Annotated in this window: 18 protein-coding genes; 16 read left to right on the top strand and 2 right to left on the bottom strand. The window is 70.2% G+C overall.

Going from position 1 to position 18,330, the window contains the following annotated elements:
• Nucleotides 1-24: 24 nt before the first annotated feature.
• The 9 genes from AC5Y7V_RS20885 to AC5Y7V_RS20845 all read left to right on the top strand — a co-directional run bounded on the left by AC5Y7V_RS20885 (nucleotide 25) and on the right by AC5Y7V_RS20845 (nucleotide 9,101).
• Nucleotides 25-1,143 (top strand): M24 family metallopeptidase, encoded by a 1,119-nt coding sequence (locus AC5Y7V_RS20885; RefSeq protein ID WP_499881938.1) that lies wholly within the window; start codon nucleotides 25-27, stop codon nucleotides 1,141-1,143.
• A 108-nt stretch (nucleotides 1,144-1,251) separates the two neighbouring features.
• Nucleotides 1,252-1,776: a PE family protein gene (locus tag AC5Y7V_RS20880; protein ID WP_499881937.1), complete on the top strand. Its 525-nt coding sequence runs from the start codon at nucleotides 1,252-1,254 to the stop codon at nucleotides 1,774-1,776.
• 123 nt (nucleotides 1,777-1,899) lie between these two features.
• Nucleotides 1,900-2,463 (top strand): elongation factor P, encoded by a 564-nt coding sequence (gene efp, locus AC5Y7V_RS20875; RefSeq protein ID WP_066929672.1) that lies wholly within the window; start codon nucleotides 1,900-1,902, stop codon nucleotides 2,461-2,463.
• Between the two features lie 9 nt (nucleotides 2,464-2,472).
• Complete coding sequence (gene nusB, locus AC5Y7V_RS20870) at nucleotides 2,473-2,931, top strand: transcription antitermination factor NusB (RefSeq protein WP_499881936.1); 459 nt, start codon at nucleotides 2,473-2,475, stop codon at nucleotides 2,929-2,931.
• The gene (locus tag AC5Y7V_RS20865; RefSeq protein WP_499881935.1) at nucleotides 2,928-3,323 is read left to right on the top strand and encodes an antitermination protein NusB; all 396 of its coding nucleotides are present in this window, start codon (nucleotides 2,928-2,930) and stop codon (nucleotides 3,321-3,323) included. The genes nusB and AC5Y7V_RS20865 overlap by 4 nt, the downstream gene beginning before the upstream one ends.
• Nucleotides 3,324-3,338: 15 nt before the next feature.
• Nucleotides 3,339-4,862, top strand: coding sequence for a PucR family transcriptional regulator (locus tag AC5Y7V_RS20860; protein ID WP_499881934.1), 1,524 nt, complete (start codon nucleotides 3,339-3,341; stop codon nucleotides 4,860-4,862).
• Nucleotides 4,863-4,983: 121 nt separating this feature from the next.
• Nucleotides 4,984-5,586 carry an Rv1733c family protein gene (locus AC5Y7V_RS20855; RefSeq protein WP_499881933.1) on the top strand — a complete coding sequence of 201 codons (603 nt, stop codon included), beginning with the start codon at nucleotides 4,984-4,986 and terminating at the stop codon, nucleotides 5,584-5,586.
• An 85-nt stretch (nucleotides 5,587-5,671) separates the two neighbouring features.
• A complete protein-coding gene (locus AC5Y7V_RS20850; protein ID WP_499881932.1) occupies nucleotides 5,672-6,133 on the top strand; it encodes a GreA/GreB family elongation factor in 462 nt (153 codons plus the stop codon).
• Between the two features lie 136 nt (nucleotides 6,134-6,269).
• On the top strand, nucleotides 6,270-9,101 hold the full coding sequence (locus AC5Y7V_RS20845; protein WP_499881931.1) for an aminotransferase class I/II-fold pyridoxal phosphate-dependent enzyme: 2,832 nt from the start codon (nucleotides 6,270-6,272) through the stop codon (nucleotides 9,099-9,101).
• A gap of 6 nt (nucleotides 9,102-9,107) precedes the next feature.
• On the opposite strand, the gene AC5Y7V_RS20840 is transcribed toward AC5Y7V_RS20845, so the two are convergent.
• Both AC5Y7V_RS20840 and AC5Y7V_RS20835 read right to left on the bottom strand, forming a co-directional pair.
• Entirely contained in the window at nucleotides 9,108-9,332 is a 225-nt protein-coding gene (locus tag AC5Y7V_RS20840) for a hypothetical protein (protein WP_499881930.1), read from the bottom strand.
• A 54-nt stretch (nucleotides 9,333-9,386) separates the two neighbouring features.
• The gene (locus tag AC5Y7V_RS20835; RefSeq protein ID WP_499881929.1) at nucleotides 9,387-10,181 is read right to left on the bottom strand and encodes a COG4705 family protein; all 795 of its coding nucleotides are present in this window, start codon (nucleotides 10,179-10,181) and stop codon (nucleotides 9,387-9,389) included.
• A gap of 151 nt (nucleotides 10,182-10,332) precedes the next feature.
• Here AC5Y7V_RS20835 and AC5Y7V_RS20830 point away from each other — a divergent pair, with 151 nt between their 5' ends.
• The 7 genes from AC5Y7V_RS20830 to AC5Y7V_RS20800 all read left to right on the top strand — a co-directional run bounded on the left by AC5Y7V_RS20830 (nucleotide 10,333) and on the right by AC5Y7V_RS20800 (nucleotide 18,327).
• Nucleotides 10,333-11,541, top strand: coding sequence for an MFS transporter (locus AC5Y7V_RS20830; RefSeq protein ID WP_499881928.1), 1,209 nt, complete (start codon nucleotides 10,333-10,335; stop codon nucleotides 11,539-11,541).
• A 176-nt stretch (nucleotides 11,542-11,717) separates the two neighbouring features.
• Nucleotides 11,718-12,455 carry a GntR family transcriptional regulator gene (locus AC5Y7V_RS20825; RefSeq protein ID WP_499881927.1) on the top strand — a complete coding sequence of 246 codons (738 nt, stop codon included), beginning with the start codon at nucleotides 11,718-11,720 and terminating at the stop codon, nucleotides 12,453-12,455.
• Complete coding sequence (locus AC5Y7V_RS20820) at nucleotides 12,452-12,679, top strand: 4Fe-4S dicluster domain-containing protein (protein WP_076064768.1); 228 nt, start codon at nucleotides 12,452-12,454, stop codon at nucleotides 12,677-12,679. The genes AC5Y7V_RS20825 and AC5Y7V_RS20820 overlap by 4 nt, the downstream gene beginning before the upstream one ends.
• Nucleotides 12,679-14,067: an ABC transporter substrate-binding protein gene (locus AC5Y7V_RS20815; RefSeq protein WP_499881926.1), complete on the top strand. Its 1,389-nt coding sequence runs from the start codon at nucleotides 12,679-12,681 to the stop codon at nucleotides 14,065-14,067. The genes AC5Y7V_RS20820 and AC5Y7V_RS20815 overlap by 1 nt, the downstream gene beginning before the upstream one ends.
• Entirely contained in the window at nucleotides 14,064-14,909 is an 846-nt protein-coding gene (locus tag AC5Y7V_RS20810) for an ABC transporter permease (RefSeq protein WP_499881925.1), read from the top strand. The genes AC5Y7V_RS20815 and AC5Y7V_RS20810 overlap by 4 nt, the downstream gene beginning before the upstream one ends.
• Complete coding sequence (locus AC5Y7V_RS20805; RefSeq protein ID WP_499881924.1) at nucleotides 14,906-15,646, top strand: ABC transporter ATP-binding protein; 741 nt, start codon at nucleotides 14,906-14,908, stop codon at nucleotides 15,644-15,646. The genes AC5Y7V_RS20810 and AC5Y7V_RS20805 overlap by 4 nt, the downstream gene beginning before the upstream one ends.
• Nucleotides 15,646-18,327 carry a fumarate reductase/succinate dehydrogenase flavoprotein subunit gene (locus AC5Y7V_RS20800; RefSeq protein WP_499881923.1) on the top strand — a complete coding sequence of 894 codons (2,682 nt, stop codon included), beginning with the start codon at nucleotides 15,646-15,648 and terminating at the stop codon, nucleotides 18,325-18,327. Before AC5Y7V_RS20805 ends, AC5Y7V_RS20800 begins: the two co-directional genes overlap by 1 nt.
• The last annotated feature ends 3 nt before the right edge of the window (nucleotides 18,328-18,330 follow it).

The raw sequence follows: 18,330 nt of genomic DNA, 5'->3' as shown, positions 1-18,330 counted from the left end.
GCCTAGCGAGTACCGTCAAGGGTCGTGACACATTCCCAGCGCCGAGACAACCTGAAAGCGCAGATCGGGGCCAGCGGGCTGGACGCGATGCTGGTCACGGACCTGGTCAACGTGCGGTATCTGTCCGGTTTCTCCGGATCGAACGGCGCGTTGCTGGTGTTTGCCGACGACCGCGACCCCGTGCTGGCCACCGACGGCCGGTACCGCACCCAGGCCGCCGCGCAGGCGCCCGACCTCGAGGTCGCGATCGAGCGCGCGGTCGGGCGTTACCTGGCGGGCCGGGCCGCCGACGCCGCCGTCGGCAAGCTGGGCTTCGAGAGCAACGTGGTCACCGTCGACGGCTTCGACGCGCTGACCGGCGAGATCGAGGAGCACAAGGCGTCCACCGAGTTGGTGCGGGCCGCCGGGACCGTCGAGGCGTTGCGCGAGGTCAAGGACGCCGGGGAGGTCGCGCTGCTGCGCCTGGCCTGCGAGGCGGCCGACGCCGCACTGGCCGACCTGGTGACGCGCGGCGGCCTGCGGCCCGGCCGGACCGAGCGCGAGGTGAGCCGCGAGCTGGAGTCGCTGATGCTCGACCACGGCGCGGACGCGATCTCGTTCGAGACGATCGTGGCCGCCGGGCCGAATTCGGCGATCCCGCACCACCGCCCGACCGACGCGGTGCTGGCCGAGGGCGACTTCGTCAAGATCGATTTCGGCGCGCTGGTCGCCGGCTACCACTCCGACATGACCCGCACCTTCGTGCTGGGCAAGGCCGCCGATTGGCAGCTGGAGATCTACCAGCTGGTCGCCGACGCGCAGCGGGCCGGCCGCGAGGCCCTGAAGCCGGGCGCCAACCTGCGCGAGGTGGACGGCGCGGCGCGCCGGCTGATCGCCGACGCCGGGTACGGCGAGCAGTTCGGCCACGGCCTGGGGCACGGCGTGGGTCTGCAGATCCACGAGGCGCCGGGAATCGGGGCCACGTCCGCCGGCACGCTGCTGGCGGGGTCGGTGGTCACCGTCGAGCCCGGCGTTTACCTGCCCGGCCGCGGCGGTGTCCGTATCGAGGACACGCTGGTGGTTGCCGACGGGACGTCGCACACCGCGGGGGAGACCCCGGAGCTGCTGACCCGTTTCCCCAAGGAGCTGGCCGTCCTGGCTTAGCTGGCGCCGGGGGGCTGGGCGCCGAGTAACGCGACGCCCAAAGTTGGTTCTTTGTTAAGTTTCCGCGCGCCTACCCGCGGGCTAGGCTGACCGGATGCGAGAGCCGACATGACATATCTGATCGCGACGCCGGAGATAATCGCTTCTGCCGCAACTGATTTGGCAGGCATCGGCTCGAACCTCGGTGCCGCCCACGTTGCGGCGGCGGCGCCGACCCTCGCGGTGCTGCCCGCGGCCGGCGACGAGGTGTCGGTGACCATCGCGAACTTCTTCTCTCGCCACGCCGAGCACTACCAGGCGCAGGCCGGGCAGGCCGCGGCGGCCCAGGAGCAGTTCGTGCAGCAGTTGGCGAAAGGCGCGGGCTCCTATGCGGCGGCCGAGGCCGCCAACGCCGCGCTGCTGCCGCCCGCGGCCGCGGGCGCGGAATCGATCACCGGCGCGATCTCCGCCCTTTGGGGCGATGTCCAGAATTTCTTCGCCGGCGCCCTCACCACATTCGAGCAGATGCTCAATCAATTAGCGGGATTTCTGCTTCCGCTGATTCGCCAAGCCATCGCCTTTTCGACCGCATTCTTCTTCGTTTTCGTGCTGCCGACGATCGACATTGCGCTGAATATCCTGGTCGCCCTCTAGGGGCAGGGGTGTGCGCGATCACGGGCGCGCGGTACGGGCCGGCGCCGCGGCGCGGGTAATCTGCATGGGGCGAACCGACAGCGAAGTTCGCGTGAACTGCCATCCCTGAGGAGACACACCGCCGTGGCATCGACTGCCGACTTCAAGAACGGACTGGTGCTGGAGATCGACGGCCAGCTATGGCAGATCGTCGAGTTCCAGCACGTCAAACCCGGCAAGGGGCCGGCCTTCGTGCGCACGAAGCTGAAGAACGTGCTGTCCGGCAAGGTGGTCGACAAGACGTACAACGCCGGCGTCAAGGTGGAAACCGCCACCGTCGACCGGCGCGACACCACGTACCTGTACCGCGACGGCTCGGACTTCGTGTTCATGGACAGCCAGGACTACGAGCAGCACCACCTGCCGGAGTCCCTGGTCGGCGACGCCGCCCGGTTCCTCCTCGAGAGCCTGCCCGTGCAGGTGGCGTTCCACAACGGGGCGCCGCTGTACCTCGAGCTGCCGGTGTCCGTCGAGCTGGAGGTCACCCACACCGAGCCCGGCCTGCAGGGCGACCGGTCCAGCGCGGGCACCAAGCCCGCCACCGTCGAAACCGGCGCGGAGATCCAGGTGCCCCTGTTCATCAACACCGGGGACAAGCTCAAGGTGGACACCCGCGACGGCAGCTACCTGGGCCGCGTCAACGCGTGAGCCGGCCCCATGGCTGTTAGGGGACGCCATCAGGCGCGCAAGCGCGCCGTCGACCTGCTGTTCGAGGCCGAGGCCCGGGGGCTGACCCCGGTGGAGGTCGTCGACGTCCGAACCGCGCTGGCCGAGGCGAACCCCGACGTGTCGGCGCTGTACCCCTACGCGGCCGCCGCGGCCCGGGGGGTCGGCGAGCACCTCGCCCACATCGACGACCTGATCAGCTCGCACCTGCAGGGCTGGACGCTGGACCGGCTGCCCGCGGTGGACCGGGCCATCCTGCGGGTCGCGGTGTGGGAGCTGCTCTACGCCGACGACGTCCCCGAGCCCGTCGCCGTCGACGAGGCCGTGCAGCTGGCCAAGGAGCTGTCCACCGACGAGTCGCCGGGCTTCGTCAACGGGGTGCTCGGCCAGGTCATGCTGGTGACCCCGCAGATCCGCGCGGCGGCCAAGGCGGTCCGGAAGGAACCATGACCCGGTTGGAGCTGCGGGTCGCCGTCGCCGCCTTCCTGGCCGCGACGGTGGTGCTGGGCGCCGTGGTATGCGCCGCCTACGGGTGGACCGTCGTCGCCTCGGCGCTGGCGATCTACGCGCTGGGCGTGGGCGCCTGGCTGTATCACTCGATCGAACGCCTGATCGTGGCCCGCCGCATCAGCACCGTCCGGTCGGCGGCCCGGCCGCTGCAGCCGCTGCTGCCGGTGATGGCCGCCATCATGGGCCTGACGCAGGCCGTGGTGCGCTCGCTGACCGACGTCACCGAACTGCCGGCGCGCAGCCGGGAGCTTCCGGTGCTGCGCTGGATGGACAGCCGGGCGAATCGGCGCATCCTGGACGCGGACGACAGCGACGACGAACTGGACGGCTGACCCGGGGAGCGGCTCGTGATCACTTTGGACCGCTTGGTGAACGTGCTGGGGGGTTACGGGGTCCGGCTGCGGTGGTCTTCGGTGCCCAGGTCCACCGAATTGCGCAGCGTGGTGATTCACGAGTCGGCGGCCGAGCATCCCCCGGTCGGCGACGTCCTGCTGGCGATCGGAGCGCGCTCCCTTGCCGAAGCGCTCGGGTGGGCGGCGTCGGCCCGCGCGGTCGTGCTCCTGACGCGAGGCGACGGGGAGCCGACGCCCTCCGACGACGGTGGCGAGCCCGGGGCGGTGATGGTGCTCGACCCGTCGGTCGCGTGGAGCGCGGTCGCCGCGGTGGTCTACGGGCTGGTGCTGGAGGGCCGCGAGACCGAATCCGGCCGCGGCCCAACGGATATGTTCGCGCTGGCCGACAGCCTGGCCGAGTCCATCGGCGGTGCCGTGACGATCGAGGACCGGCTGCTGCGGGTGCTGGCGTATTCGCGTCCGCAGCAGCACGCCGACCCGGCGCGCATCGAGACCATCCTGGACCGCCAGACGCCCGAGCGGCTGCGCGCGCTGCTCGAGGCGCGGGGCGTGTTCGCACACCTGGCCGCCTCCGACGACCCGTTATACGTCGGCGCGGACTCCGAACACGGCCTGGGCGGCCGCATGGTGGTCGCGGTGCGGTCTGGACGGGAGTTGCTGGGCTCGGTGTGGGTGGCCTGCCCGGCCCCGCTGGACGGCGCCGAGCGCGCCGCGCTGGCCGACGGCGCCCACACGGTGGCCCTGCACCTGCTCCGCTCCCGAGCCAGCGCGGACCTGGAGCGGCAGGTCGAATCCGAGCTGGTGATCCGGTTGTTGGAGGGCACCTTCGAAGCAGCGACGCTGGCCAGCCGGCTGGGCCTGCCGCGCGGGCCGCTGCGGGTGATCGCGCTGCAGGCGTCCATCGACGGCGACCGCGACGCCGCCCTGCTGCTGGCGTTCGAGCGCGCCACCGCCGGGTTCGGCTGGTCCCGGCCCGGTCGCAGCGCGCTGGCCGGAAACACCGTCTACACCGTCCTTCCCGGCGAGCCGGCGGACGCGGCGCGGCGCTGGGTGAGCGATCTCACGGCGGCCATGCCCGAAGGGGTGGGGGTTGCGGCCGGCATCAGCGGGCCGGCCGACGTGGCGGACCTCGTGGCCGCGCGGCGGGAAGCCGACGAGTGTCTGGCGCTGCACGAGTCGTCCGCGGGTGGGGCGCCGCCCGCGTACGACGAGGCGTGGGACGAGATCCTCCTGCAGCGGCTGCGCACCGCGGCGCACGCCGGTCGTCTGCCGGACCGTGGGCCGGTCGCCGACCTGCGCCGCCACGACCGGGCGAACTCGACGGACTACGTCGCCACGCTGCGGGCCTGGCTGGAGGCCCAGGGCGACCCGGTGGGCGCGGGTGAGCGGCTGGGGGTGCACGAGAACACCGTGCGCTACCGGCTGCGCAAGATGGCCGAAATCACCAACCTGCGGCTGGACGATGCCAAGAAGCGGCTGGCGATGACGATCGAGCTGGCGGCCACCGACACCGACTGACGCCCCGCGCACTGTCGGAACGCGACAAAGCGCGGCCGCCGAGTTGTCCGACGGGGGCAAGCCAGCGGCCGAAATCGGCGCCACCCTGGAGTTGCAACCAATTCCCGAGGTGACCGATCAAATGACAACTCAGTGCCCCGACCCCGCAATGGACACCTTCACGGTGCCCGTGCCGCGGAGCCTGTTCGTCCGGCTGTTCGGCCTGAATCCGTTGGTGCGCAACGTCGACCGCGTCGAAGCGTTGCTTCTGGTGTTCGCGTTCGTGGTGTCGATCGTCGCACTGCCCGTCGCGGCCGCCATCGGGACCGCGGTCCACGACTCCCGCAGCCGCCTCTATGCCGCGCAGGCGCAGACCCACCAGAACGTCACCGCGACAATCACGGGGGAGGGCCAGGCCGGCCGCAATCTCGCCAGCGCGACCGTCGCCGCGCCGGCGCGGTGGGTCGCCGCGGGAACCGAGCACACCGGCCTGGTTGTCGTCGAGCGGACCGCCAAACCCGGTGACCGCGTGGACATTTGGGTGGATGAGCAAGGCCTGCCGGTCGACAAGCCGGTGTTTTCGGCATTGGACGAAGCCGTGGCGACCGGAACGGCCATCTGGTTCGGCGTCGTCATCGGGGCGGCGGCGTTGTTCGGGGTGGCGCGCATCGTCATCGACCGCAAGCGCCATGCCGGCTGGCAGCGCGACTTCGACCGCATGGTCGGCGACCGCGCCGCCGGATAGCCCCTGCGAGTCGTCAGGGGCGGTTGCCCCGCCGCGGCCCGTCCCTGACGACAACACTTCACAAAAATGAAAGAGAGCAACGAATATGCATGACACGCAAGGTATTTGGCTGACCGGACAAGAATACGGCCGCCTGCTGGGCGAGCTTACGGCCCTGCGCTCTCGGCGCAGCATCGAGGTGCCGGACGACTTCATGGATCACGACGCCAACCGGATCGCGCGCTACTCGGCGCGCCGGGCGCGAATCCGCGAGCTCGAGGATCTGCTGGCTCGCGCGATCGTGGTCGAGGACACCGCGCGCAACACCGCGCAGCCGGGCACGATCGTCACCATCCGCTACGAGGACAGCGGCGAGACCGAAACCTTTCGGCTGGGCCGGTACGGTGCCAAAGACCCCGGCATCAAGGTGTACTCGACGCTGTCTCCCATGGGCCGCGCGATTGCCGGTGCGCGTCCCGGGGAACGGCGGGTCTACTCGATTCCCGACGGCGCCGACCTGGTGGTGACGCTGATCAGTGTGGTGCCCGACGTCGCCGTGGTCGCATGATTCTCGAGCTGGTCGACCCCCTGGCCGTGCTGTTTCTCTTGATGGCGGCGGCCGGGCTCCTCGTGGCCCTCGCGTACGGCAAATCGGACCGCCGATAATCGTTCCGCACGCGCCGATGCCGGGCCACAATGACCAGATGAGCCCAGAAACTGCCCGGCCACGACGACTTCGTGTGTCCGCGCTCGCGGCGGTCGCCAACCCGTCGTACACGCGCGTCGACACGTGGAACCTGCTCGACGACGCGTGCCGTCACCTGCGCGACGTCGACCTCGCCGGGCTGGACAAGACCCACGACATCGCTCGGGTGAAGCGCCTGATGGACCGCATCGCCGCCTACGAGCGGTATTGGTTGTACCCCGGCGCGGCCAACCTCGCGACGTTTCGCGCGCACCTCGAGGGCCTTTCGACGGTGCGCCTCAGCGAGGAGGTGTCGCTGGCGGTCCGCCTGCTGAGCGAATACGGCGACCGCGCCGGGCTCTTCGACACCACCGCGTCGCTGGCCGAGCAGGAGCTGGTGGCCCAGGCCAAGCAGCAGCAGTTCTACACCGTGCTGCTCGCCGACGACGCCCTGTCGACGGCCCGCGACAGCCTGGCCGAGTGCCTGCGGGCGCTGCGCAACACGTCCGACGACGTGCAGTACGAGCTGCTCGTGGTGGGCAGCATCGAGGACGCCATCACCGCGGTCGCGCTGAACGGCGAGATCCAGGCCGCGATCATCCGCCACGACCTGCCGCTGCGCTCCCACGACCGGGTGCCGCTGATGAACACGCTGCTGGGGGCGGCCTGCGACGAGGTGGTGACGACGGAGACCCAGGACTGGGTCGAATGCGCCGAATGGATGCGGGAGCTGCGGCCGCACATCGACCTGTACCTGCTCACCGACGAGTCGATCGCCGCGGAGACAGAGGACGAACCCGACGTCTACGACCGGACGTTCTACCGGCTCAACGACGTCACCGACCTGAACAGCACCGTGCTCGCGGGCCTGCGAAACCGTTTCGCCACACCGTTTTTCGACGCCCTGTGCGCCTACGCGGGGGCGCCGGTCGGCCAGTTCCACGCGCTGCCCGTCGCGCGGGGCGCCAGCATCTTCAACTCGAAGTCCCTGCAGGACATGGGCGAGTTCTACGGCCGCAACATCTTCATGGCCGAGACCTCGAGCACCTCCGGCGGCCTGGACTCGCTGCTGGACCCGCACGGCAACATCAAGAAGGCGATGGACAAGGCCGCGGTGACGTGGAACGCCAACCACACCTACTTCGTCACCAACGGGACGTCCACCGCCAACAAGATTGTCGTGCAGGCCCTGACGCGCCCGGGCGACATCGTGCTGATCGACCGCAACTGCCACAAGTCGCATCACTACGGCCTGGTGCTCGCCGGGGCCTACCCGCTGTACCTGGACGCCTACCCGCTGCCCGAGTACGCGATCTACGGGGCCGTGTCGCTGCACACCATCAAGAAGGCGCTGCTGGACCTCGAGGCGGCCGGCCAGCTGCACCGGGTCCGAATGCTGTTGCTCACCAACTGCACCTTCGACGGCGTCGTCTACAACCCGCGCCGCGTGATGGAGGAGGTGCTGGCGATCAAGCCGGACATCTGCTTCTTGTGGGACGAGGCGTGGTACGCGTTCGCGACGGCGGTGCCGTGGGCGCGGCAGCGCACCGCGATGGTGTCGGCGGAACGCCTCGAGCAGATGCTGGCGTCGCCGGAATACGCTGCGGAATACCGGGATTGGGCCGCATCGATGGAGGGGGTGGACCGCTCGGAGTGGGTCGATCGCCGGCTGCTTCCCGACCCCGCCCGCGCGCGGGTCCGGGTTTATGCGACGCACTCCACGCACAAGTCGCTGTCGGCGTTTCGGCAGGCGTCCATGGTCCACGTCCGCGACCAGGACTTCAAGGCGCTCACCCGCGACTCGTTCGTCGAGGCCTTTTTGACCCACACCTCGACGTCGCCGAACCAGCAGCTGTTGGCGTCGCTGGACCTGGCGCGCCGCCAGGTCGACATCGAGGGCTTCGAGTTGGTCCGCAACGTCTACAACATGGCGCTGGTTTTCCGGCACCGCGTCCGCAAGGACCGGCTGATCGGCAAGTGGTTCCGCATCCTCGACGAGTCCGACCTGGTGCCCGACGAGTTCCGCGCGTCGTGCGTCAGCTCGTACCGCGAGGTTCGCCAGGGCGCCCTGGCCGAGTGGAACGAGGCGTGGCGGTCGGACCAGTTCGTGCTGGACGCGACGCGGGTCACCCTGTTCATCGGCAAGACCGGCATGAACGGCTACGACTTCCGCGAGAAGATCCTGATGGAGCGGTTCGGCATTCAGATCAACAAGACCTCCATCAACAGCGTGCTGCTGATCTTCACCATCGGGGTCACCTGGTCGAGCGTGCACTACCTGCTCGACGTGCTGCGCCGCATCGCGACCGACTTCGATCGGAGGCAGAGCATCGGCGGCAAGGACGACCGCGCCCTGCAGCAGCGCCGGGTCGAGGAGATCACCGAGGACCTGCCGCACCTGCCGGATTTCAGCGAATTCGACATGGCGTTCCGCCCGGTCGACGCCTGCATGTTCGGCGACATGCGGTCGGCCTTCTACGCGGGATACGAGGAGGCCGACCGCGAGCACGTGCTGATCGGCATGGCGGGCCGGCGGCTCGCGGAGGGCCGGACGCTGGTGTCCACCACGTTCGTGGTGCCCTACCCGCCCGGCTTCCCCGTGCTGGTCCCGGGCCAGGTGGTGTCCAAGGAGATCGTCTATTTCCTGGCCCAGCTCGACGTCAAGGAGATCCACGGCTACAACCCCGACCTGGGGCTGTCGGTGTTCACCGACGCCGCGCTGGCGCGAATGGAGGCCCAGCGCAACGCGGCGACGGCCGCGGTCGGTTCGGCGTACCCCGTCTTCGAGCTGCCGGCCGACGCGTCGGCGCGCAACGGCGACAGCGTCGCGCAGCCGGTGACCGGCGGCTGAGCGGTTCTAGCCGGACACGGCCGGCAAGTCGGACAGGCCCTGCCGGATTCCCCGGGCTATCGCGTCCTGCCGGGCCGGGCTGCCGGTGGGTGCCGCCCGTTGGCAGCTGCAGCTCAAAGTGCTGAAGACGCTGGGGTCGGCGCCGGCCGTGGCCGATCCGGCGACGCTGGCCCCCACGCAAATGGCAACGCCGATAAGGATTTTGCTGGTCAATTTCGTCAACTTTCCCATGACACTTCCAGCGTAGGCGCGGGTCGCTGGGAATCTGCTGGGAAGGCTTGGGAATCAGGGGGTTTCCGCCGCCGCGCGCTCTTCCGGGTGACCCGGGTGGCGTCCCGGACGCTGCGGCAACACGACGACCAACGCGACGACGATCGCGGCGATCACCGCCGACGCCAGGGGGCGGCTCAGCGCGAGGCCGCCGTCGGCGACCGGCTTGTCGATGAAGTCGCCGACGGTCGCGCCTAGCGGCCTGGTGAGGATGAAGGCCACCCAGAACAGGGCGACGCGGGAGATCCCGGTCCAGTAGTAGAGGGCCACGACCACGAGCAGGGCCGCGCCGAACACCAGCGCGCCGCGTTCGTAGCCGAATCCGCGGGTGTCGGCGAGCCAGTCGCCGAGCGCGGTGCCGAGCGTCTGCGAAAACGTGATGGTGGCCCAGTAGAACGCTTCGACCTTCGGTGTCGAGACGGTGCTCACCGACACGGTTCCCTGCGTCCAGCGCCACAGCCCCAGGGTCGTCAGCAGGAGACCCAACAGCAGCAGCGTTCCGCCCGTGTAGCCGATCCCCAGTTGCCGGTCGGCGAAGTCGGCCAGGGTCGTGCCGAACGTCGTCGACGCCACGATGGTGGCCCAGTACAGGCTCGCGTGGAATTGCTTGGCGAAGATCTGCGCCGCGACCAGCGCGACGAGCGCGACGCCGAACAGCGTGACGCCTGCGGCGTAGCCCCAGTTCAGCGTCATCGTGACGGTGTCGCCGCCCGTCTCGCCCAGGGTCGTCGCCAGGATCTTGATCACCCAGAAGCCCAGGGTGACCGCAGGCACCTTGGTCAAAGCGTGTTTGGCCGCGTCATCAGTCACGTAGTTGATCCTCCCACGGATCGAGATGACTATGCATACCCTATGAATTCCGCGTCGAGATTAGATAACGGTTATGAATTACCTTAAAGATCAATAAGTTTCGGCCGCCGCGATTTCCGGTGCCCGCCAAACGCTGTGGCAACATTGTTGAATGGGTGCGCGGTGGTCGATCATGGCCGTCTCGTTGGGGGTGACGGCCAGTTCGTTTCTTTTCATCAACGGTGTGGCGTTCCTGATTCCCTCGTTCGAGGTGCGCCGCGGCATGTCGCTGACCGTGGCCGTCCTGCTGTCGTCGATGCCCAGTTGGGGCATGGTGGTCACGCTGGTCTTCTGGGGCTACGTGCTGGACCGGGTCGGCGAGCGCACCGTGCTGACGGCGGGATCGGTGCTCACCGCGGCCGCGGCCTACGCGGCCGCGTCGGCCCATTCGGTGCTGATGATCGGTGTCTTCTTGTTCATCGGCGGGATGGCCGCGGCGAGCTGCAACACCGCCGGCGGCCGGCTGGTGTCGGCCTGGTTCCCGCCGCGGCAACGCGGCCTGGCGATGGGCATCCGCCAAACCGCGCAGCCGTTGGGAATCGCCTTGGGGGCATTGGTCATTCCCGAACTGGCCGAAAGCGGCCCGCACCGGGGACTGATGTTCCTCGCGGTGATGTGCACGGTGGCGGCCGTGGCCAGCGTGATCGGAATCGCCGATCCGCCAAGGAAATCCCGCAAGGCGGCGGCCGCGGAGGAACTGGCCAGCCCGTATCGCGGCTCGTTCGTGTTGTGGCGGATCCACGCGGTGGCCGGCCTGCTGATGATCCCGCAGACGGTGACCGTGACGTTCATGCTGGTGTGGCTGATGGATCGCCATGGTTGGTCGGTGGCGGCCGCCGGCGGCCTGGTCACCCTCTCCCAGGTGCTGGGCGCCGCGGGCCGAATCGCGGTGGGCCGGTGGTCCGATCGCGTCGGCTCGCGAATGCGCCCGGTCCGCACCATCGCCATCGCCGGCGCCGTGGCCCTGTTCGTGCTCGCCCTCACCGACGCCACGGGTTCGGGATACGACGTGTTGCTGATGCTCGCCGTCTCGGTGCTCGCCGTCCTCGACAACGGGTTGGAGGCCACCGCGATCACGGAGTTCGCCGGGCCGTTCTGGAGCGGACGCGCGCTGGGCCTGCAGAACACCACCCAGCGGCTGATGGCCGCGGCCGGCCCGCCGCTGTTCGGCGCGTTGATCGCGGCGGCCGAATATCCGGTGGCGTGGGCACTGTGCGGCTTGTTCCCGCTGGCGGCGGCGCCCCTGGTGCCCACCCACGAAATCGAAGAGGGGCCACCGCCGGAAAGCAGCCGAGAAATGGTTGGCGCCTCCCGACCGTAATTTTTGCTCAGCGGGATCGCAAAGACGTCCCCGTTGCGCGGGTGGCGCAATAGGGCGGTGGGTGCGGTTTTTGGCTGGTCGCCGCCGAATCCGGCCCGGCGCAATGCCGCGAGCCGGTTCCGGGGGCCGCGTCTGGGCGTCCCGGACGGCGCGCCGGGCCGCGTTAGCGTGACGACGTGGCGCAACCAGTACCGATTCACGGTCCGCGGGCCGACCGGGCCCGCCGGGTCGCCGACGTGTTGCGCCAGCAGATCCACGCCGACGCCTACCCCGGCGCGCTGCCGGCCGAGCACGAGCTGGCGGCCGAATTCGCGGTGTCGCGCAACACCGTTCGCGAGGCGCTGACGGTCCTGAAGAACGAGGGACTGATCGAGCGCGGCCCCAAGGTCGGCACGCACGTCGCCCAGCGCAAGTATTCGCACGGGCTGGACGCGCTGCTGGGGCTCAAGGAAACGTTCAAACACCTCGGCGAGGTGCGCAACGAGGTCCGCGCCGCCATGCCGGTCACCGCCCCGCCGTCGGTGGCGCGGCGGCTGGGGCTGCAGCCGGGCGCGCAGGCGGTGTTCGTGGAGCGGCTGCGTTACCTCGGCGACCTGCCGCTCAGCCTCGACCTGACCTACCTGGCTCCGGACATCGGAACCCGGATCCTGGAGCACCCGCTGGAGACCAACGACATCTTCGCGCTCATCGAGCAGGTCAGCGGGCAGCGGCTCGGTTCGGCGACGCTGGCGTTGGAGGCAATCCCCGCCGACGCGCACTCGGCGGCCACGCTGCAGGTGCCCGACGGGGCGGCGCTGCTCATGCTGGAGCGGCTCACCAGCCTCGACGACGGCAGACCCGTCGACCTGGAGTACATCCGGATGCGCGGCGATCGAATCACCATGCACGGCAGCCTGATTAGGAGCAAGCCATGACTCTTGTCAACCACCGCGCGGACGTGCCGGTCACGATCGACGAGTCGCTGTGCATCGACGGCTGCACTCTGTGTGTCGAGGTCTGCCCGCTGGACGCGCTGGCCATTAACCCGGACACCGGCAAGGCCTTCATGCATGTCGACGAGTGCTGGTACTGCGGCCCCTGCGCGGCCCGCTGCCCCACCGGCGCCGTCACCGTCAACATGCCCTATCTCCTGCGCTGATGAAACGCCAAGCCACACGGCTGATCTCGATGGCAGCCGTCATCGTCGCCGTCGTCTCCGGCTGCTCGCTGGAGTCCCTCTCGCAGTCCTCCGGTGTGGTTAACGTCGTGGTCGGATACCAGTCCAAGACCATCAACACCGTCACCGCGGGCACGCTGCTGCGCGCGCAGGGCTACCTGGAGCGCCGGCTCGCCGACATCACCACCCGCACCGGGACCAGATACGCGGTGCGCTGGCAGGACTACGACACCGGCGCCCCGATCACCGCGCAGATGCTGGCCGAGAAGATCGACATCGGCTCGATGGGCGACTACCCGATGTTGATCAACGGCTCGAAGACGCAGAGCAACCCGCTGGCGCGCACCGAGATGGTGTCCGTCACCGGCTATAACCCGCGGGGGGCGCTGAACATGGTTGTGGTGGCGCCGGATTCGCCGGCTACCACGCTGGCCGACCTCGCGGGAGCCAAGGTGTCCGCGAGCGTGGGATCGGCGGGCCACGGCACGCTGGTGCGCGCCCTGGCAAAGGCCGGCGTCGGCGGTGTGGAGGTGCTCAACCAGCAGCCGCAGATCGGCGCGTCCGCGCTGGAATCCGGCCAGGTGCAGGCGCTGTCGCAGTTCGTCGCGTGGCCGGGCCTGCTGGTCTACCAGGGCAAGGCCAAGCTGCTCTACGACGGCGCCGAGCTGAACCTGCCCACCCTGCACGGCGTGGTGGTGCGCCGCTCGTACGCATCGGCCCACCCGGAGGTGCTGGCGGCGTTCCTGCAGGCGCAACTGGACGCAACCGACTTCCTCAACTCCAAGCCGCTGGAGGCCGCGCGCATCGTCGCGCAGGGCAGCGGGTTGCCGCAGGAGGTGGTGTACCTCTACAACGGCCCCGGCGGCACCTCGTTCGACACCACGCTGAAACCGTCGCTGGGCGGCGCGCTGAAAAGCGATGTGCCGTACCTGAAGTCGATCGGTGACTTCGCCGACCTCGACGTCGGAAAGTTCGTCGTCGACGAGCCGCTGCGCGCGGTGTTCGCCGCCCGTGGGCTCGACTACGACGCGGCGCGGGGCCGCACCGCCAACCCGTCGCTGCTCACCGGCGACCCCGCGCTGGCGAGCGAGCTGTGGCTGGACGGCTCCGAGACGACCCAGACCGTCGCCAATCCCACCGGCCTGCTGCAGGCGATCAGGGATGCCGCCGCCCGCGGCGCCAGGGTCCGCGCGGCCTACGTTCCCGACGCGGAGCTGGGCACGCGGTGGTTCGCCGACAAGGCGATGTGGGTTCGGGACGGCCAGACCTACCTGCCCTTCGGCACCGTCGCCGGGGCCCGTCGCTACACCGCCGCCCATCCCGGCAGCGTCGCCGTGAATTACCAACAAGCACTGGGAGGTTCGGTATGACCGCGACGGCGATTGATCACGCCATACCGCCGCCCGTCTTCGGCGCGCCGCGACGAGTTGCGTGGCCGTGGCGGTCGTGGCTGGTGCGGGTGGCGTCGGTGGCCGCCGCCGTCGGGCTGTGGCAGCTGCTCACTGCCGGCAAGGTGCGGTTGTTGCTGCGGTTCGACACCCTGCCGACGGTGACCCAGATCGTGACCGCGCTGCAGCGTCGGCTGGGCGCCTACGAGTACTGGCTCGACCTGGCCCAGTCGCTGCTGCGGATCCTCACCGGGTTCGGGCTGGCCGCCGTGGTCGGGGTGGCGACCGGGGTGCTACTCGGCCGCTCAAGGCTTTTCGCCGACGTCTTCGGCCCGCTGACGGAGCTGGCGCGGCCCATTCCGGCCATCGCGCTGGTGCCGGTGGCGATCCTGCTGTTCCCGACCGACGAGGCGGGGATCGTGTTCATTACCTTCCTCGCGGCCTACTTCCCGATCATGGTCAGCACCCGGCACGCGGTGCGGGCGCTGCCGACCCTGTGGGAGGACTCGGTGCGCACCCTCGGCGGGCGCCGGTGGGAGGTGCTGAGCCAGGTGGTGCTGCCGGGCATCCTGCCGGGCGTGTTCGGCGGGCTCTCGGTCGGCATGGGGGTGGCGTGGATCTGCGTGATCTCCGCCGAGATGATCTCCGGCCGGCTCGGGATCGGCTACCGCACCTGGCAGGACTACACGGTGCTGAACTACCCGCAGGTCTTCGTCGGCATCATCACCATCGGCGTGCTCGGCTTCGTGACCGCGGCCGCCGTCGAACTCGTGGGCCGCCGGGTGACGCGGTGGCTGCCGCGCGCGCAGGAGGGTGCCAAGTGACCGCCGGAATTCGCCTCGAGCTGGATCGAGTCACGTTGTCCTACACTGGTTCCCCGGTCATCAACGGGTTGAGCCTGGCGGTGCGGCCGGGGGCGATCCTGGTGCTCACCGGGCCGTCGGGCTGCGGCAAGTCGACGGTGCTGCGGGCGCTGGCCGGGCTGCTGGCGCCCGACGACGGCCGGGTGCTGGCCGACGGCGTGCCCGTGACCACCACCTCGGGCGACCGCGGCATGGTCTTCCAGGACAACGCGCTGCTGCCGTGGCGCACCGTGCGGTCCAACATCGAGCTGGCGCTGCGGCTGCGAGGGGAGCCCCGCGCGACGCGCCGCGCGGCGGCCGAGCGTTGGATCGACGAACTCGGCCTCACCGGCTTCGGCAACTACCTGCCCAAGAGCTTGTCCGGCGGGATGCGCCAGCGCGTCCAGCTGGCCCGCGGCCTGGCCGGGGCGCCGCGCGCGGTGATGATGGACGAGCCGTTCGGGGCGCTGGACACCCAGACCCGCGCCGCCATGCAGCGGCTGCTCATCGACACCTGGCGCACCCATCCGACGACGATCGTGTTCGTCACCCACGACGTCGACGAGGCGCTGACGCTGGGGGACCGCATCGTCGTGCTGGGCAAAGCTGGCGAACCGGTGCGCGCGGTGCTCGACGTGCCGGATCCGCGCATCGACCGACCGCGTCCGGAACTGCGCGCCGAAATCATTGCTGCGCTGGATCATTCGGTGGCAGCGTGATGCGGATTCCCGACCTGGCCCCGCTCCGCCTCGACTGCGACGTGCTGGTCATCGGCGGTGGCACCGCCGGCACCATGGCGGCCCTGTCCGCCGCCGAGCACGGCGCACAGGTGCTGCTGCTAGAGAAGGCCCACGTCCGGCACTCCGGGGCGCTGGCGATGGGCATGGACGGCGTCAACAACGCCGTCATCCCCGGGAAGGCCGAACCCGAGGACTACGTCGCGGAGATCACTCGCGCCAACGACGGAATCGTCAACCAGCGCACTGTTTATCAGACCGCCTCCCGCGGCTTCGCGATGGTGCAGCGGTTGGAGCGCTACGGCGTGAAGTTCGAGAAGGACGAGCACGGCGAGTACGCGGTGCGCCGGGTGCACCGATCGGGCTCCTACGTGCTGCCCATGCCGGAGGGCAAGGACGTCAAGAAGGCGCTGTACCGGGTGCTGCGGCAAAAGTCCATGCGGGAGAGGATCCGCATCGAGAACCGGCTGATGCCGGTGCGGGTGCTGACGTCCGGTGGGCGGGCGGTGGGCGCGGCCGCATTGCACACGCGCACCGGCGAGTTCGTCGCCGTCGGCGCCAAGGCGGTCATCCTGGCCACCGGTGCGTGCGGGCGCCTCGGCCTGCCCGCGTCGGGATACCTCTACGGCACCTACGAGAACCCGACCAACGCCGGCGACGGGTACGCGATGGCCTACCACGCTGGCGCGGAGCTGTCGGGAATCGAGTGTTTCCAGGTCAATCCGCTGATCAAGGACTACAACGGACCGGCGTGTGCCTACGTGGCAAACCCGTTCGGCGGCTACCAGGTCAACGCGCACGGCGAGCGGTTCGTGGACTCCGACTACTGGTCCGGGCAGATGATGGCCGAGGTGAAAAGCGAGATCGACTCGGCCCGCGGCCCGATTTACCTCAAGGTGTCGCACCTGTCCGACGAGACGCTGACGGCGCTGGAGAACATCCTGCACACCACCGAACGCCCGACCCGCGGCACGTTCCACGCCAACCGCGGCCACGACTACCGCACCCACGACGTCGAGATGCACATCTCCGAGATCGGCCTGTGCAGCGGCCATTCCGCCTCCGGGGTGTGGGTCGACGAGCACGCCCGCACCACGGTGCCGGGCCTGTACGCCGCGGGCGACCTGGCCTGCGTCCCGCACAACTACATGATCGGGGCGTTCGTCTTCGGCGACCTCGCCGGCACCGACGCCGCCGCTTCGCTGGCCGATGTCGTTGCCCCGCAGGCGCTCCCGGACGACCAGTTGCGCGCCGCCCACGAGCTGATCTACCGGCCGCTGCGGCACCCGGACGGCCCGCCGCAACCGCAGGTCGAGTACAAGCTGCGCCGGTTCGTCAACGACTATGTGGCGCCGCCGAAGACGGCGGCCAAGCTGTCCATCGCGGTGCGCACCTTCGACCGGATGCGCGACGAGATCGCCGGGATGGGCGCCCGCAACCCGCACGAGCTGATGCGCGCCGTCGAAGTGTCGTTCATCCGGGACTGCGCCGAGATGGCCGCCCGCTCCTCGCTGACCCGGACCGAATCCCGCTGGGGCCTCTACCACGACCGCGCCGACCTGCCCGGCCGCGACGACAACCAATGGGGCTATCACCTGAACCTGCGCAAGGGCCCCGACGGCGAGATCGCGTTCCTCAAGCGGCCCGTCGCGCCGTACGTCGTGCCCGTCCCCGAGCTGGACGGCCTGCCGCCGGTGGACCAGACCGTGCGCGAGGTGGAGCAGCCACCGCTGATCGGCGGCCGGGCCCCGGCCACCGTGGCGTCCCGGATCGTTTCGCCCGCAACGGCGTTCGAACCCCCGTCGCCCCGCATCGCCGAGGTTCTCGCGCTGGAGGAGCCCACCGTCGCCGAGCTGGCGCCGTATCTGGCCGACACCGATCCCGGGGTGCGCCGCACCGCGGTGGCCACCCTGACCGAGCACATCCCCGACGGATACGCGCCCGCCCTGTTCGCGGCCCTCGACGACGCCGACGCCGCGGTGCGTCGCAGCGCCGCCGAGGGGATCCGGGAACTGGTGGAGGTGCTGCCCGACCCGGCCGGCGCCGAACCGCATCTGCTGTCCGGGGATTCGGTGGTACGCGCGGCCGCGGTCTATCTCCTCGCCGCGCGCCGGACCGGTGATGCGGGCCAATACCGCCGCGCGCTGGACGATCCCGACCACCGGGTGCGCATCGAGGCGGTGCGGGCGCTGGTGTCGGTCGACGACGTGGCCGGCGTCGTCACGGCCACCGGGGACGAGAGCCGGGAGGTCCGCATCGCGGCGGCCGGGGGCCTGGCGACGCTGCGCGACGGCGCGCAGGCGGTGAGCGAGCTGGTGGCCGATCCCGACCCGCTGGTGCGCGCGGCCGCGCTCGCCGCCCTGGGCGAATTGGGCTGCGGTGAGACAGATCTGGGCGCCGTCGACAAGGCGTTGCGGGCGCCGGCCTGGCAGGTGCGCGAGGGCGCGGCGCGGGCGCTGGCCGGCGCGGCGGCGGCCGTCGCGGTGCCGCTGCTGTCCGAGGCGCTGTCCGACGCGCACCTCGACGTGCGCAAGGCGGCGGTGCTGAGCCTTACCCGCTGGGCCGCCGAGCCCCCCGCCCGCGACGCGCTGGGCATCGCGCTCAAGGACGGCGACGCCGACGTGCGCGCCTACGCGCGGCGGGCACTGGACCGGGACACTTAGCCG

Source organism: Mycobacterium sp. NGS34 (genome assembly GCF_059812845.1).
Note: the sequence above shows the minus strand (reverse complement) of the source record. Positions and strands in the feature narration are given on the sequence as shown.

Bases quoted from the DNA above. Each gene is read 5' to 3' on its own strand.
- AC5Y7V_RS20880 (WP_499881937.1), top strand. From the start codon at position 1,252: ATGACATATCTGATCGCGACGCCGGAGATAATCGCTTCTGCCGCAACT.
- nusB (WP_499881936.1), top strand. From the start codon at position 2,473: ATGGCTGTTAGGGGACGCCATCAGGCGCGCAAGCGCGCCGTCGACCTG.
- AC5Y7V_RS20865 (WP_499881935.1), top strand. From the start codon at position 2,928: ATGACCCGGTTGGAGCTGCGGGTCGCCGTCGCCGCCTTCCTGGCCGCG.
- AC5Y7V_RS20855 (WP_499881933.1), top strand. From the start codon at position 4,984: ATGACAACTCAGTGCCCCGACCCCGCAATGGACACCTTCACGGTGCCC.
- AC5Y7V_RS20850 (WP_499881932.1), top strand. From the start codon at position 5,672: ATGCATGACACGCAAGGTATTTGGCTGACCGGACAAGAATACGGCCGC.
- AC5Y7V_RS20845 (WP_499881931.1), top strand. From the start codon at position 6,270: ATGAGCCCAGAAACTGCCCGGCCACGACGACTTCGTGTGTCCGCGCTC.
- AC5Y7V_RS20840 (WP_499881930.1), bottom strand. From the start codon at position 9,332: ATGGGAAAGTTGACGAAATTGACCAGCAAAATCCTTATCGGCGTTGCC.
- AC5Y7V_RS20830 (WP_499881928.1), top strand. From the start codon at position 10,333: ATGGGTGCGCGGTGGTCGATCATGGCCGTCTCGTTGGGGGTGACGGCC.
- AC5Y7V_RS20820 (WP_076064768.1), top strand. From the start codon at position 12,452: ATGACTCTTGTCAACCACCGCGCGGACGTGCCGGTCACGATCGACGAG.
- AC5Y7V_RS20815 (WP_499881926.1), top strand. From the start codon at position 12,679: ATGAAACGCCAAGCCACACGGCTGATCTCGATGGCAGCCGTCATCGTC.
- AC5Y7V_RS20810 (WP_499881925.1), top strand. From the start codon at position 14,064: ATGACCGCGACGGCGATTGATCACGCCATACCGCCGCCCGTCTTCGGC.
- AC5Y7V_RS20800 (WP_499881923.1), top strand. From the start codon at position 15,646: ATGCGGATTCCCGACCTGGCCCCGCTCCGCCTCGACTGCGACGTGCTG.